This is a genomic window from Rathayibacter sp. VKM Ac-2926 (assembly GCF_022815565.1).
In the GTDB taxonomy this organism is placed as follows: domain Bacteria; phylum Actinomycetota; class Actinomycetes; order Actinomycetales; family Microbacteriaceae; genus Rathayibacter; species Rathayibacter festucae.
In genome coordinates, this window is the sequence record NZ_JALGRS010000018.1 from 1 (window position 1) to 14,852 (window position 14,852).

Here is a 14,852-nt window from a genome sequence, read left to right on the forward strand (position 1 = left end):
CTCCGCGAGATGCCACTTGTGCACGCGACACGCCGTGAAAGGCGTGCACAAGTGGCATCTCGCGGGGGGCGCCGGGTGTCAGCGGAAGGGGACGGGGACCGCGTCGGGGGTCGACCATCGGAGGGCGAGCCGCTCACGGAAGCCGTCGCGCCGCAACTCCGCCTCGAGAGCGTCGATGACGATCGGCAGCAGCGCCCGCCGCTCCACCAGCACGTCGAGCACGAGCTCGGCGCCGTCCGTGAGGAGCACCGAGCCGACCTCGGGCAGCACCGCGATCCACTGACGCCCGCCCACCTGCACGTGCCGGTGCCGGCGGAGTCGGCGGAGCAGCTCGGGCAGCGCCCGCGAGTCGAGGCCGCCGACGTCGGCGCGGAGAGCGATCATGTTACCGACAGTGCCCACCCTCGGCATCCGCCCGGTGAACACGCGCCCCTCCCCCGGTGTCCCGGCGTCGGCGAACGGCTCGGGAACGACACGGCCGGGAACAGCACAGCCGGAAACAGCACAGCCCCCGACCGGATTCCGATCGGGGGCTGTGTCTCTGGTGCGCGAGGGGGGAGTTGAACCCCCACGCCCTTTCGGGCACACGGACCTGAACCGTGCGCGTCTGCCTATTCCGCCACTCGCGCTCACCAACGGCACCGAAGCACCGACGAGAAAGACTAGCACCCCCACGGCCGACACCGGAAACCGGGCCCCGCGACCACGGGATTCGCGTGCCACCTCGGGCTCGCAGAACGGTCCTCGGCTCGCGAGATCGGCGTATTCGAGCGTGCCGGACGCCGTTCCACACGCCGGAGCCCACCCGTCCGCACCGGCGCGCTCCGCAGCCCGAATCCCGCTCGGGGAGGCCGTATCCAGAGCATCCCAGTAACATGCCCGTAGCCGTGCGCGGCGCAGACACGAGATCGGAAGCGGACCGGGCGCGCAGACACCTCGATCCCAACGCGACCGCCGAGAGGCGAAGAAACGGAAGATCGGAAGACTGTGGGCATTCTGGACAACTTCGAGAAGGGACTCGAGCGCGTCGTCAACGGCGCTTTCGCTCGGACCTTCAAGTCGGGTCTGCAGCCGGTCGAGCTCGCCTCCGCTCTCCGCCGCGAGCTCGACACCACGGCGGCCGTGGTCACCCGCGACCGCATCCTCGTGCCCAACCAGCTGACCCTGCGCATGTCCGCCGCCGACCTCGACCGGATGGAGCGGATGGGCCCGACGCTCATCGACGAGCTCACCACGGTCGCCACCGAGCACGCCAAGAAGCAGGGCTTCCGCTTCTCCGGCCCGATCGACATCTCCCTCGCCGCCGACGAGTCGCTCAGCGCCGGGATGGTCGAGGTCGACTCCCGCAGCGTCAAGGGCGTCGTCGCCTCCACGCCCGCGCTCGAGATCGACGGCAAGCGCTACCCGATCACGAAGTCCAGGACGGTCATCGGCCGCGGCAGCGACGCCGACATCACGGTCGACGACTCCGGCACCTCCCGCAAGCACGTCGAGATCCTCTGGGACGGCGTCCGCGCCCAGGTCCACGACCTCGGCTCCACCAACGGATCCAAGCTCGACGGCAAGCCCGTCACCCAGGCGCCGCTCTCGCCCGGGCAGACCATCTCGATCGGACGCACGCGGATCGTCTTCCGCGTCGTCCAGGGCGCCGCACCCGCGCGCGCCGACCGCTCGCCGTCCGGTCCGTCCGGGCGCTCCTCCGAGGGATTCTGGGACGACCGGCTATGAGCGAGCTCACTCTCTTCCTCCTGCGCATCGCGTTCCTCGCGCTGCTGTGGTTCTTCGTGTTCGGCATCGTCTACGCGCTGCGCTCCGACCTGTTCGGCCAGCGGGTGCGCAAGCTGCCCGCCGGCCAGCAGCCGGCCGCCGGCCAGGACGCCGCTCCGTTCGTCACGGCCGCGCAGCCCGTCGTGGCCGCCGCGGCGGTCCCCGCCCCCGCACCCCAGCCGTCGGCCCCCTCCGCGCGGCGCCCCCGCGAGGAGCGCACCGACTCCGGCGGCGTCGCCACCGTGCACACCGCGCAGCGCCTCGTCATCACCTCGGGCCCGAAGCGCGGCACCGAGCTCGAGCTCAACGGCGAGCCGCTCACGATCGGCCGCTCCTCGGAGTCGGCGCTGGTGATCCGCGACGACTACACCTCGACGCACCACGCGCGCCTGCTGATCTGGAACGACGAGTGGATGATCCAGGACCTCGACTCCACCAACGGCACGTTCCTCGACGGCCGCCGCGTCGGCGCCCCCACCAAGGTGCCGCTGAACACCCCGGTCAAGGTCGGCACGACGACCTTCGAGCTGCGGCGGTCGTAGCGCGTGGCAGCCACACCCGACAGCGCCGCGGAGACGGGCGTCACGCGCGAGAGCGCCGCCGTCTCGCACGTCGGCCGCATCCGCTCCAACAACCAGGACTCCGGCTACGCGGGCCGGCAGCTCTTCGTCGTCGCCGACGGGATGGGCGGGCACGCGGGCGGCGACGTCGCCTCCTCCATCGCTATCAAGCGCATCGCCCAGGCCGACCGCACCTACGCCTCCACCTACGAGGCGGAGGACGAGCTGAAGCGCACCCTCCTCGCCGCGAACACGATGCTGGCCGACGCCGTCGTCGACCACCCCGAGCTCACCGGCATGGGCACCACCGTCAGCGCCATCGTCCGCGTGGGCGAGTCGGTCGCCATCGCGCACATCGGCGACTCCCGGATCTACGTGCTGCGCGACGGCAAGCTCGAGCAGGTCACCACCGACCACACCTTCGTCCAGCGACTCGTCGACTCCGGCCGCATCACCGAGGAGGAGGCGATGACGCACCCGCGCCGCTCCGTCCTCATGCGGGTCCTCGGCGACGTGCACACGAATCCCGAGATCGACACCCTCACCCTCGAGACCGAGCCGAACGACCGCTGGCTGATCTGCTCCGACGGCCTCTCCGGCGTCGTCCCGCACGACGAGATCCAGAAGGAGCTCTCCCGGGACGAGACGGCGCAGCAGGTCGCCGACCGCCTGATCCGCGACAGCCTCTCGCACGGCGCACCGGACAACGTGACCGTCGTCATCCTCGACGTCCCGGGCGCCGGCGACACCGCGCAGATCCTCGCGCCGACGGCAGAGCCCGTGATCGTCGGCTCCGCCGCCGCGCCGACGCCGCTCAGCACCGACGACTCGCAGAACCGGATCCGCATCCCCGGCCTCCGCCTGCACACCCGCGCCCCGGCCGCCCAGGGCCCGACCCACTTCGAGCCCGCGTCCGAGGACTACCTCGACGAGCTGATCGAGGAGGACCGCCGCCGGCACCTGCGCCGCCGGATCACCTGGCTCGTCGGCCTCTCGCTCGTGCTGATCGCCGGTTTCCTCGGCGTCCTGCTCGCCTACGACTGGACGCAGTCGCGCTTCTACGTCGGCACCGACGGCCAGAACGTGATCATCTACCAGGGCATCCAGCAGTCGGTCGGCCCGCTCTCGCTCTCCGGAGTGAAGGAGGACACGGGGATCCCCCTCGACTCCCTCCGCGACTACGACGTCGAGCAGCTCGAGCAGACGATCAGCGCCGACTCCTACGCCGGCGCGGTCGACATCGTCGAGCGCCTGACGGACGCGAACGGAGCACCGTGACCGCCACCGCCACTCCCCCCGTGACCCGCGAGCGCCCGCGCTTCCTCCGCCAGCGCCTGCGCAACCTCGAGCTCCTGCTGCTGATAGGCGCCTGCCTGATCGACGCCTCGGCGATCGTCCTGGTCCAGCTCGGCGCCCTCGGCGCGGTCGACACCACCCTCGTCTCGCTCGGCGCCGGCCTCTCCGGCCTCGTGCTGGTCGTCCACGTCGTGCTGCGCTTCGCGGCGCCCGAGGCCGATCCCTTCCTCCTGCCGATCGCCACCGTCCTCAACGGGCTCGGCGTCGCCGAGATCTACCGGATCGACATCGCCGACGGCGCGACCGGCTGGGAGTCGGTCGCCGTCCGGCAGATCATCTGGAGCGGCCTCGCGATCGTCGCCGCGATCGTCGTCCTGCTGGTGATCCGCAACCACCGCGTCCTCTTCCGTTACACCTACGTGGCCGGATTCGCGGCGATCGTGCTGCTCCTGCTCCCCCTCCTGCCGTTCATCGGCAAGGAGGTCAGCGGCGCCCGCGTCTGGATCGGCATCGGCGACTTCTTCAGCTTCCAGCCCGGCGAGATCGCCAAGATCGCGCTCGCGGTCTTCTTCGCCGGCTACCTCGTCCGCAACCGCGACTCGCTCTCGATGGTCGGCAAGACCTTCCTGAAGATGCGCTTCCCGCGGCTGCGCGACCTCGGTCCGATCCTCGTGGTCTGGGCGGTGACGATGGGCGTCATCGTCTTCCAGCGCGACCTCGGCACCGCGCTGCTCTACTTCGGCCTCTTCCTCGTGATGCTCTACGTGGCGACCGGCCGCACCAGCTGGGTGCTGATCGGCGTCGGCCTCTTCCTCGGCGGCGCGATCCTCGCCAGCCAGACCCTCGGCTATGTCGGCAACCGCTTCGCGAACTGGCTCGACGCCTTCAGCTCCGACCGCTACGGCGCCGACCCCGGCGGCAGCTACCAGCTCGTGCAGGGACTGTTCGGCCTCGCGCACGGCGGCCTGCTCGGCACCGGCCTCGGCCAGGGCATGCCCGACATCACCCCGGTCCCGCAGTCGGACTACATCATCGCGAGCCTGGGCGAGGAGCTCGGCCTCGCCGGCCTCTTCGCGATCTTCGGCCTCTACCTCCTGCTGGTCTCGCGCGGCTTCCGGATCGGCTTCGCCGGCCAGGACGACTTCGGCAGGCTCCTCGGCGTCGGGCTCTCGTTCGTGATCGCCCTGCAGTGCTTCATCGTCATCGGCGGTGTCACCCGCGTCATCCCGCTCACCGGCCTCACCACGCCGTTCCTCGCCGCCGGCGGCTCGTCGCTCGTCGCGAACTGGATGATCGTCGCCGTCCTGCTCCGCCTGTCCGACACAGTGCGCAATCAGCCGCGTCTGGTGGTGTGACTCCCCGATGAACCGAGAACTCAAGCGCGTGAGCTTCGTCGTCCTGGCGATGTTCGTGGCCCTCTTCGTGTCCACCTCCACCATCCAGGTCCTCCAGGCCGACACCCTCTCCGAGGACTCCCGGAACACCCGGACGCTGTACGAGAGCTTCTCGACGGAGCGCGGCGTCATCCTCGCCGGCGGGGAGCCCATCGCCTCCTCGACGCCGTCCGACGACATCTACAAGTTCCAGCGCCAGTACGCGAACGGACCGCTCTACTCGGCGGTGACCGGCTACTTCACCCTGAACCAGGGCACGACGGGCATCGAGCGCTCGCTGAACGACTACCTCTCCGGCACCTCGAACTCGCAGTTCTTCGACGAGATCAACAACCTCGTCACCGGCCAGGACCCCAAGGGCGCCTCGGTCGAGCTCTCGATCGACCCGGTCGCGCAGCAGGCGGCGTTCGACGCCCTCGGCGACTACACCGGAGCGGTCGTCGTCACCGAGCCGGCCACCGGCCGCATCCTCGCGATGGTCTCCAAGCCGACCTTCGACCCGACCGCTCTGGCGTCGCACGACACCGACGACGTCCTCGCGGCGTACCGCGCGCTGAACGACGACCCGACCGATCCGCTCGTCAACCGCGCGATCGGCGGCTCGCTCAACCCGCCCGGCTCGGTCTTCAAGCTCGTCGTCGCCTCGGCCGCCCTCGAGTCCGGCCGCTTCACGCCGGACTCCAGCTTCCCGAACGTCCAGGCGTACACCCTGCCGGGCTCGAGCTCGCAGGTGACCAACTCCGGCGGCGGCCTCTGCGGCTCCGGAGACACGGTGACCCTCGCCACGGCGGTCTCGCTCTCCTGCAACGTGCCGATGGCCGAGATGGGCGTGCAGCTCGGCGCCGCCGCGATCCGCGCCCAGGCGGAGAAGTTCGGCTTCGACACCGAGCTCGAGATCCCGATGTCGGTCGAGGCGAGCACCTACCCGCAGACCACCGACGACGCGCAGACGGCGCTGACCGCCTTCGGCCAGTACGAGGTGCGCGCGACTCCGCTGCAGATCGCGATGGTCTCCGCGGCGATCGCGAACGGCGGCGAGGTGATGCAGCCGAACCTCGTCGACGTCATCCGCTCGCAGGACCTCAGCGTGCTGCAGCGCTTCGAGGAGAAGTCGCTCGGCCGGGCCGTGAGCACCGAGACGGCGGACGCCGTGAAGGCCATGATGGTCGCCAGCGTCCAGGGCGGCGCGGCGACGAATGCAACAATAGGTGGCGTCACGGTGGCCGGTAAGACCGGCACCGCTGAGAACGGCGGGGACGACCCGTACACCCTCTGGTTCACCGGATTCGCTCCTGCGGACGATCCGCAGTACGCCATCACCGTCCTCGTGGAGGACGGCGGGGGGCTCGGCCAGACCGGGTACGGCAACCTGATCGCCGCACCCATCGCACAACAGGTACTAGAGGCGGTGCTGAACAAATGAGACCCACATCAGGCCTCACCTTCGGGGGACGCTACGAACTGCAGTCCCGGATCGCCATCGGCGGCATGGGAGAGGTGTGGCAGGCGACGGATCTCGTCATCGGCCGCACGATCGCGATCAAGATCCTCAAGGACGAGTACCTCGGCGACCCCGGGTTCCTCGAGCGCTTCCGCGCCGAGGCCCGGCACGCCGCGCTCGTCAACCACGAGGGCATCGCCAACGTCTACGACTACGGCGAGGAGGACGGCTCGGCCTACCTCGTGATGGAGCTGGTGCCCGGCGAGGCGCTCTCCACGGTCCTCGAGCGCGAGCGTGTGCTGTCGACTGACAAGGTCCTCGACATCGTCGCGCAGACCGCGCTGGCCCTGCACGCAGCACACGCCGCGGGCCTGGTGCACCGCGACGTGAAGCCCGGCAATCTCCTGATCACGCCCGACGGCCGCGTGAAGATCACCGACTTCGGCATCGCCCGCATCGCCGACCAGGTCCCGCTCACCGCGACCGGCCAGGTCATGGGCACCGTTCAGTACCTCTCCCCGGAGCAGGCGAGCGGCCAGCCAGCCTCCCCCGCGACGGACATCTACTCGCTGGGCATCGTCGCGTACGAGTGCCTGGCAGGCCGCCGGCCGTTCACCGGCGAGTCGCAGGTCGCCATCGCGATGGCCCAGATCAACGACACCCCGCCGGAGCTGCCGGTCACGGTCGCGGAGCCCGTGCGCAACCTGGTCTACTCCTGCATCGCGAAGAAGCCGGTCGACCGGCCGGCGACCGCCGCGCACCTCGCCCGCGCCGCGCAGGCCCTGCGCTCGGGCGACGTCCGCGGTGCCGCCCTCGCGGTGCCGGCCGTCGCCGCCGACCTGCCCAACACCCAGGCCACGACCGTCCTGCCCTCCGCCGCGGGAAACGCGACCCAGGCGACGACGATTCTCGGCGCCGGAGCGACCACCGCCTTCGCGGCGAACCCGCCGACGGGCGCCCTGGACGAGACGATCGAGGCCGAGGAGCCGCGCAAGCGCAGCCCCTGGACCTGGCCGCTCGTCGCCCTGATCGTGATCCTCGCCGTGGTGATCGGCGGCACGATCTTCGCGCTGACCAGCAACGGCGGCACCGAGGCCGAGCCGACGCCGAGCCAGACGGTCAGCCAGACCCCGTCGCAGGCGCCGTCCCCCTCGCAGACCCCGTCGGCGACGCCGAGCTCGAACATCGTCGTCATCAACTCCTCCGACTACGTCGGCCGCCCCTTCGACGAGGTCGAGGCCGAGCTCACCGAGCTCGGGATGGGCGTCCAGCGCGAGGAGGGGTCCAGCGCCCCCAGCTCGGACCAGGTCGGCGCGGTCGAGGAGGTCAACCCGACCGCCAACGTGATCAAGGGCACCACGATCGTCGTCACGACCTACACCGAGGTCGCCGTCCCCGGTGCCCCGACCGCCGTCCCGACCGTCACCCCCGCCGCGTCGAGCGTCGAGCCCGGCGACACGTTCAACGTCACCTGGAGCAACTACAACCAGTGCCCGAGCGGAACCTCCGTGACCGGTTACCGCGTGACCGTGGCCGGCGAAGGCGCGACCGTGACGAGCACCAACCCGTCGACGTCGACCACCGCGACGATCCAGGCCGGCGAGTCCGCGGGCACGATCGACATCACCTACACGGTGCTCTGCGGCGAGCCCGAGTCCCCCGCCTCGCCGACCCTCTCGGTCCCCGTCGTGGCCCCGACCCCGACGCAGACCCCGACGTCGACGGCCACCCCGACCTCGTCGGCGCCGGCATCGAACGCCCCCGACGAGCGCTGACCCTCCCCGCTCGAACGAGCCCGCCCTCCGACCGCGACCGCGGAACCGGAGGGCGGGCTCCTCGCTTTCAGCGGCCTTCCGGTCGGCGCGTCGAGGACCCGGCGTCGCGCGCCGGGCTGCCAGGAGGCGCCCGGGTACACTTGCCGTGGCTCCCCGGGGGCCGTGCCACACGGAAGTACAGGGCGGGAGCGTGCGCGTGACGGATGAGGGACGCCTGATCGCAGGACGGTACCAGGTCGGGCCCCGGCTCGGTCGCGGTGGGATGTCCGAGGTCTACCTCGGCACCGACACCCGCCTGGGGCGCACGGTCGCGATCAAGGAGCTCAAGCTCTCGCTGTCCTCCGACTCCGCGTTCCGCCTGCGCTTCCGGCAGGAGGCGCAGTCCGCGTCCCGCATGTCGCACCCGACCATCGTCCGCGTGTTCGACGCCGGCGAGGAGGTCTCGCTCGACGACACCGGTGCGGAGTCGCGCCGTCCGTTCATCGTGATGGAGCACATCGAGGGGCGCCTGCTGAAGGACGTCATCGCGGAGGGACCGGTCGAGGTCGACGAGGCCGTCCGCATCACCGAGGGCATCCTCACCGCGCTCGAGTACTCGCACCGCGCGGGGGTCGTCCACCGCGACATCAAGCCCGGCAACATCATGCTGACCCCCTCGGGCCAGGTGAAGGTGATGGACTTCGGGATCGCCCGCGCCGTCTCCGACTCCGCCGCGACCGTGGCGCAGACCACCGCCATCCTCGGCACCGCCGCCTACTTCTCGCCGGAGCAGGCGAAGGGCGAGCAGGTCGACGCGCGCAGCGACCTCTACTCCGCCGGCATCGTCCTCTTCGAGCTGCTCACCGGCCGCGCTCCCTTCCGCGGGGACACCCCGGTGGCCGTCGCCTACCAGCACGTCAGCGAGACGCCCCCGGCGCCCAGCTCGATCAATCCCGCCGTCTCGCCCGCCCTCGACGGCGTCGTCGCCCGAGCGCTGTCGAAGGACCGCTACGAGCGCTTCCAGGGAGCGGCCGAGTTCCGCGACGACCTGCGCGACGCCGCGGCCGGCCGCCTCCCCGACCACCGCCCGATCGACGAGCTGACCACGTCTCTCTTCGCCGCACGCAGCGGCGGCGGCATGAACGACTCCGAGCTCGCGCTGCGCCAGCTCGCGGAGGACAACTCGATCGTCCGCACCCAGCGCCGCCCGCCGGTGCTCTGGATCTGGTCGTCGATCGTCGTGCTCGCCGTCATCGTTGCGGCGCTGGTGATCTGGGTGCTCACGCTCCAGCCGACGACCACGCTGCCCTCGCAGTCGCGCGAGGTCCCCGTGCTGACGGGCACCAGCTACGACAGCGCGCAGTCGACCCTCACCGAGCTCGACCTGGTGGCGAGTCAGCTCGCCGAGTTCAGCGACACGGTCCCGGCCGGCGAGGTGATCCGCACCGATCCCGGCTCCGGCACCATCGTCGCGCCCGAGACGGTCATCCGTGTCTACGTCTCTCAGGGCGCCCAGCCGGTGGCCGTTCCCGAGACGGCGGGGTCGACCCTCGAGGAGGCGATCGCCGCCCTCACCGGGGCCGGCTTCTCGGAGGGATCGCAGACCCGCCAGAACTCGCCCACCGTGCCGGGCGACGTGGTGCTCTCCAGCACTCCTGCCGGCGGCCAGCAGCTCGCCCCGGGAACGCCGGTCGACCTCGTCGTCTCCTCGGGCCAGGTGACCCTGCCCGACCTCGTCGGCCAGACGCTGAGCACCGCCCTCGCCACCCTGGCGTCCGAGCAGCTCCAGCTGATCGGCGAGGAGGCTCCCGACGAGACCTGCGACTCCGTCCGGGCCAACCCCCCGATCACCACCCAGTCGATCGCCCCGGGCGACGTCCCCCAGGGCTCGACCGTCGAGCTCGGCTTCTGCGCCGGTTGACCCTCGCGCCCTGAGGGGCGTATCGAGACCCACCGTCGCCAGCAGAAATGGTCTGCCGACTCGTCCTCCCGGCGCTGGTGGATCTCGAGACGCCCGCGGCGCGGGCTCCTCGATCAGCATGAGGATCCCCACGCCGACAAGGTGATCTCTCGCGGGAGACCCGCCGTGGAAGAGACGCCTGCAGAACATGCTGGTCGAGTAGTCCCGGAGGGGCGTATCGAGACCCGCCCACCCCGAGGACGTCGGTCTCCTCCCCGCCCTGCGCTGGCGCCGAAGGCGCCCTCTCCGCTCGATACGCCCGCTGCGCGGGCTACTCGATCAGCATGGACGACACCCGCTGCTCTACGCGCGCCAGGCAGCGTCCGCGAGCGGCGGCGCGAGCCGCAGCACCCCGTCGTCCGGCGAGCCGGCCTCCATCGACGTCCCCACCCTTCCGCGGATGTCGCTCGGAGTGAGACCCTCGCGGCGCTTCAACGCCCGGCGGAGGTGATCGGCGGACGAGAAGCCCGACGCCGCAGCGATGGCCTCGAGCGGCACCTCGCGCGGTCGGCGCCGGAGCAGCTCGACGGCGCTGGCGACCCGCGCGCGCTCGATCTCGCTCGCCACCGTCGTCCCCGCGTCCTCGAAGAGCCGCTGCAGCGACCGCGTGGACACGTTGACCGCGTCCGCGACCGCCTCCGGGGTGCACCGCGGGGTCCGGTGAGTCCGGTCGATCACGGTCCGCGCTCGGCCGAGGGTCGCCGCGCGCACGCTCGTCGTCCCGGGCTGAGAGCCGGCCGAGGCGAGGAAGGCGCTCACGAGCAGCTGCTTGACCACGTGCCCGAAGCCGTCGACCTCGTGGTCGGACGGGAGTCCCGTGCCCGACTCCGCCGCGAGCGCGAACGCCGTCGTGAAGGCGAAAGCCGCACGGGTGGACCGGGCGTCCGGATCGAGCGCGTACACGTTCGAGCCGAGATCGAAGCCGTAGCGGCGCATCTCGTCCGCGCGGATCGTGATCTGGAGGGAGGTGACGGGCATCGTCGACTCTGTGGTGAAGGTGGTGGTCCCCGGCTGGTAGGCGATCGAGCCCGGCCGCAGGAGCACCGTCCGATCCGGCCCGACGAGCCGGACTGCGCCCTCGATCAGGAAGCTGAAGCTCAGCATCGACGTGTCGTCGGCGCCCCAGGTCCCCCGGAGGACCCGCAGCGGCGAGGTCGTCAAGAGGACGACGCTGATGCCGGCCGCGGTGAAACCGGAGCCCGCCATGCGCGGAACAGTGCCCGGCTTGACGACGATGCGCGGGCCCAGTGTCTCGAGCTCGCGAATTCCGGAATAAGCCCAAGAAATCGATTCCACCATGTGATGCCTCGGAATTCTCTTCTCGACGGCACCGGTCCCCTAACCGGCGCCCTCCGATTATGCCCGTCGAGCCCCCCGCATCATCCGCCAGGGCTCCGTCAAATCACGCCACCCGCTCGGGGGGATCGCGGAAGCACGCGAGTGGGACTTCCCTGTCGTGGCGCGGATCCCGGAACGAGTGCGCGCTCTCATAGCGCGTCGGTGGCGCGGATCGCACCCCTTCTGACGCTCATGTGGGACCCCCATCAGGGGGACACAAGTACGGGTGATTTCTCGGACAGCAAGCTGCGAATGGTGCGTCGATAAGCGGTGAATGAGCCTGCTCGGCCGGTTCGATAAGCGGTGCCCGAGCGTTCGCAACGACTGGGCTCCGCATTCCGCTCCGCGCCTATCGGGTCGGACGGGGCAGCTCCGTCTCGACGAGCCAGTTCGAGATCAGCCGACGACCGCCCTCGGTGAGAACGGATTCGGGGTGGAACTGGACGCCGACCGCGGGCGCGGACCGATGGCGCAGCGCCATCACGACCCCCTCGGCGGTCCCCGCGATGACGGCGAGCTCCGCAGGCAGTGTCGAGCGCTGGACGGCCAGCGAGTGGTAGCGCATCGCCGTGAACCCTGACGGGATCCCGGAGAACAGCGGATCGCCGTCGTGCACGACCGCCGAGGTCCGGCCGTGCATCAGCTCCGGGGCCTCGCGGACGCGGGCACCGAGGGCGTGAGCGAGAACCTGGTGCCCGAGGCAGACCCCGAGGAGCGGCTGCGCCTCGGCCAGGGCGTGCCGGGCGAGCGCCACCGACGTGGGGACGACCTCCGGTCGGCCCGGCCCGGGCGACAGCACGATCCCGTCGCTCCCCGCTGCGCGCTCGATCGCGTCGCGCGGAGCCAGCTCCGCTCCCTCGACGACGTCGACCTCCGCCCCGGCCTCGCGCAGGTAGGCGACGAGCGTGAAGACGAAGCTGTCGTAGTTGTCGACGACCAGGATCCGCGTCATCGCGGCGACCGCCTCGGGGGCCGGCTCACGTCCCGACGGTGACGTTCTGATCGAGCACGAGCGACTGCACCCAGGGGAAGACCCACTCGGCGAGTGCGGCGAGCACCGCCACCACCAGCACGATCACGAAGAGCAGCCGGAGCCACCAGGGTCCGGGCAGGACCCGCCAGAGTGCCGAGTACACGGTCAGCCCTCCTGCGCGAGAGACGCGGCGATCTCGGCCGGCGCACCCGCGGAGCGCGGCTGCCAGGACTCGAAGACGCCGTAGGCGATGATCCGCTCGGCGGTGGAGTAGAGCGGATTGCAACTCGTGAGGGTGATCAGCCGGTCGGTCGCGACGGCGCCCGTCGTCCACGGGACGGGATCGATGACCTGGATCTCCGAGGGCTGCACGTACTCGAGGTTCCGGAACCGGTAGGTGTACCAGCCGTCCGCCGTCTCGATGTAGATCGCGTCGCCGAGCTGGAGCTCGTCGATCAGGTGCATGCCGCCGCCGTAGGCGCTGCGGTGCGCCGCGAGGGCGAAGTTCCCCACCTCGCCCGGCATCTGCGTGCCCGGGTAGTGGCCGATGCTGCCTTCGTCGAGGACGTTCTCGGCGTCCACGCCCTCCGCGATGGTGCGGACCCAGCCCTCGCCGTAGCGCGGGATGTAGAGGTTGCCGAAGGAGGTGTCGAGTGCCGCCACCGGAGCGATCACCGGATCACCGAAGCCGGCGGGGGTCTCGCTCGGCACCGTCGAGGGCTCCGGTGCGGGAGCGGCATCACCCCAGCTCTGCCGGAGCTCCGCGGCCTCGGAGGTCTGCTGGCCGGCGATCACCGCGTCGTTCCACCAGAGCTGCCAGCCCAGATAGAGCAGGACGAGCGCTCCGGCCGTCATGAGCAGCTCGCCGAGGACGCCGAAGAATGTCAGGCGGCGGCGCGGTCGCCCTGTGCGCTCTCGTCGGTCGCGCGGTCGCAGCGGTGCGGCAGCGGGCGACGGGGCGGTCATGCGACGAGTCTAGGCGCGGGGCGCGCGCGTCCGACGGGCTCCGCGGCCCCTGGCGCGTTCCGCACAGCCGCTCCTGCGCGCCTGCACGGCATCCCCCCGGCCTCGCGCTCCCGGTCGACGGCCGTCGCCCGGTACAGTGGAAGGCATGGCACGAGCGACGAAGAGCCCGAAGCCCGAGCGCGACGAGGCCCGGACCGGTGAGGACGCACCCAATCCGGTGTGGTTCAAGCCCGTCATGTTCGGGTTCATGCTGCTGGGTCTCGCGTGGATCATCGTCTTCTACGTGAGCCAGGGCACGCTCCCCGTGCCGGATCTCGGCAACGCGAACATCCTCATCGGCTTCGGGATCGCCTTCATCGGCTTCCTCATGACGACCCGCTGGCGCTGATCACACCAGCATGAACGACGCCCCGTCCGGTCCGCCGACGGGGCGTTCGTCGTCCCCGGGATCGGGTCTCCCGCCGGCCCTCGCATCGTCCGTCGCGCGCCTGCGTGCGGCGGGCTGCGTCTTCGCGGAGGAGGAGGCGGAGCTCCTGCACGAGGCGGCGGCCGACTCGGACCGCCTCGACGCGCTCCTGCGGCGCCGTGAGGCCGGGGAGCCGCTCGAGCAGATCCTCGGCTGGGTCGCCTTCCGCGGGCTGCGCGTTCCGGTCTCCCCCGGCGTCTTCGTGCCCCGACGGCGCACCGAGGCCGTCGTCGACGCGGCGCTCGAACTGCTGGACGGGAGAGGGCCCGCGACCGTCCTCGACCTCTGCTGCGGTGTCGGAGCGATCGGGCGGGCCCTTCTCGAGGAGCGCGACGGCCTCACCGTCCACGCGGCCGACCTCTCCCCCGCCGCGGTCGCCTGCGCCCGGCGGACCCTGGCGGGACTCGCCTCCGTCCACCGGGGCGACCTGTTCGCTGCCCTCCCCGAGGATCTCCGAGGCCGGATCGACCTCGTCGTGGTCAATGCGCCCTACGTGCCGACCGCGGCGATCGCCCTGATGCCGCCGGAGGCCCGCCTGCACGAGCCGGCGTCGACCCTCGACGGCGGAGGTGACGGCCTCGCGCTGCACCGCCGGATCGCGGCGGAGGTCCTGCCCTGGCTGAGCGACGACGGCGCGGTCGTCATCGAGACCAGTCGAGAGCAGGCGGAGCGGACGGCGGCACTCTTCGCGGACGTGGGATTCGACCCGTCGATCCTCCTCGACGAGGACCTCGACGCCACGGTCGTCTCCGCCCCGCGACGGCGAACTACACGCGTGTAATTATCCCCAGGTGTTGAAACTCCTGTGGACAACTCCGGACCTCGCGCCAGTCCGCGGATGCGGAGCCTGATCGGGCACGCATCGGCGGCGTGACAGGGCAGGATCGCCGATCAGGAGGCCGTCCCACCGGCTGCTCCGAATGACAGCGGCGTAGTT

At 71.1% G+C, this 14,852-nt stretch carries 14 protein-coding genes and 1 tRNA gene; 9 read left to right on the forward strand and 6 right to left on the reverse strand.

Annotated elements, in window-relative coordinates:
• Positions 1-78: 78 nt before the first annotated feature.
• Both MT351_RS18700 and MT351_RS18705 read right to left on the reverse strand, forming a co-directional pair.
• Positions 79-384 (reverse strand): hypothetical protein, encoded by a 306-nt coding sequence (locus tag MT351_RS18700; RefSeq protein ID WP_123706100.1) that lies wholly within the window; start codon positions 382-384, stop codon positions 79-81.
• A 158-nt stretch (positions 385-542) separates the two neighbouring features.
• Positions 543-629 (reverse strand) — tRNA-Leu (locus MT351_RS18705).
• 358 nt (positions 630-987) lie between these two features.
• On the opposite strand from MT351_RS18705, the gene MT351_RS18710 reads away from it, so the two are divergent.
• The 7 genes from MT351_RS18710 (at position 988) to pknB (ending at position 10,133) form a co-directional block, all read left to right on the forward strand.
• Positions 988-1,728, forward strand: coding sequence for a DUF3662 and FHA domain-containing protein (locus tag MT351_RS18710; protein WP_123447236.1), 741 nt, complete (start codon positions 988-990; stop codon positions 1,726-1,728).
• Positions 1,725-2,309 (forward strand): FHA domain-containing protein, encoded by a 585-nt coding sequence (locus MT351_RS18715; protein WP_123706102.1) that lies wholly within the window; start codon positions 1,725-1,727, stop codon positions 2,307-2,309. Before MT351_RS18710 ends, MT351_RS18715 begins: the two co-directional genes overlap by 4 nt.
• Before the next feature lie 3 nt (positions 2,310-2,312).
• Positions 2,313-3,605: a Stp1/IreP family PP2C-type Ser/Thr phosphatase gene (locus MT351_RS18720; protein WP_123447238.1), complete on the forward strand. Its 1,293-nt coding sequence runs from the start codon at positions 2,313-2,315 to the stop codon at positions 3,603-3,605.
• Complete coding sequence (locus MT351_RS18725; RefSeq protein WP_132437325.1) at positions 3,602-4,978, forward strand: FtsW/RodA/SpoVE family cell cycle protein; 1,377 nt, start codon at positions 3,602-3,604, stop codon at positions 4,976-4,978. Before MT351_RS18720 ends, MT351_RS18725 begins: the two co-directional genes overlap by 4 nt.
• Before the next feature lie 7 nt (positions 4,979-4,985).
• Positions 4,986-6,440, forward strand: coding sequence for a penicillin-binding protein 2 (locus MT351_RS18730; RefSeq protein ID WP_132437324.1), 1,455 nt, complete (start codon positions 4,986-4,988; stop codon positions 6,438-6,440).
• The gene (locus MT351_RS18735) at positions 6,437-8,233 is read left to right on the forward strand and encodes a protein kinase (RefSeq protein ID WP_132437323.1); all 1,797 of its coding nucleotides are present in this window, start codon (positions 6,437-6,439) and stop codon (positions 8,231-8,233) included. Before MT351_RS18730 ends, MT351_RS18735 begins: the two co-directional genes overlap by 4 nt.
• Positions 8,234-8,429: 196 nt before the next feature.
• Complete coding sequence (pknB, locus tag MT351_RS18740) at positions 8,430-10,133, forward strand: Stk1 family PASTA domain-containing Ser/Thr kinase (protein WP_123736306.1); 1,704 nt, start codon at positions 8,430-8,432, stop codon at positions 10,131-10,133.
• A gap of 342 nt (positions 10,134-10,475) precedes the next feature.
• Here the strand turns inward: pknB and MT351_RS18745 are convergent, their stop codons facing one another.
• The 4 genes from MT351_RS18745 to MT351_RS18760 form a co-directional block, all read right to left on the reverse strand.
• Positions 10,476-11,378 carry a helix-turn-helix domain-containing protein gene (locus MT351_RS18745; protein WP_243582950.1) on the reverse strand — a complete coding sequence of 301 codons (903 nt, stop codon included), beginning with the start codon at positions 11,376-11,378 and terminating at the stop codon, positions 10,476-10,478.
• A gap of 481 nt (positions 11,379-11,859) precedes the next feature.
• Positions 11,860-12,462, reverse strand: a complete 603-nt coding sequence (locus tag MT351_RS18750) for an aminodeoxychorismate/anthranilate synthase component II (RefSeq protein ID WP_132437322.1) — start codon at positions 12,460-12,462, stop codon at positions 11,860-11,862.
• Between the two features lie 25 nt (positions 12,463-12,487).
• Positions 12,488-12,646, reverse strand: coding sequence for a hypothetical protein (locus MT351_RS18755; RefSeq protein WP_165909114.1), 159 nt, complete (start codon positions 12,644-12,646; stop codon positions 12,488-12,490).
• Positions 12,647-12,648: 2 nt separating this feature from the next.
• Positions 12,649-13,449 (reverse strand): class E sortase, encoded by an 801-nt coding sequence (locus MT351_RS18760; protein ID WP_132437321.1) that lies wholly within the window; start codon positions 13,447-13,449, stop codon positions 12,649-12,651.
• A gap of 145 nt (positions 13,450-13,594) precedes the next feature.
• Here MT351_RS18760 and MT351_RS18765 point away from each other — a divergent pair, with 145 nt between their 5' ends.
• Both MT351_RS18765 and MT351_RS18770 read left to right on the forward strand, forming a co-directional pair.
• Entirely contained in the window at positions 13,595-13,837 is a 243-nt protein-coding gene (locus MT351_RS18765; protein ID WP_123447247.1) for a cell division protein CrgA, read from the forward strand.
• A 10-nt stretch (positions 13,838-13,847) separates the two neighbouring features.
• Positions 13,848-14,696 (forward strand): putative protein N(5)-glutamine methyltransferase, encoded by an 849-nt coding sequence (locus MT351_RS18770; protein ID WP_132437320.1) that lies wholly within the window; start codon positions 13,848-13,850, stop codon positions 14,694-14,696.
• The last annotated feature ends 156 nt before the right edge of the window (positions 14,697-14,852 follow it).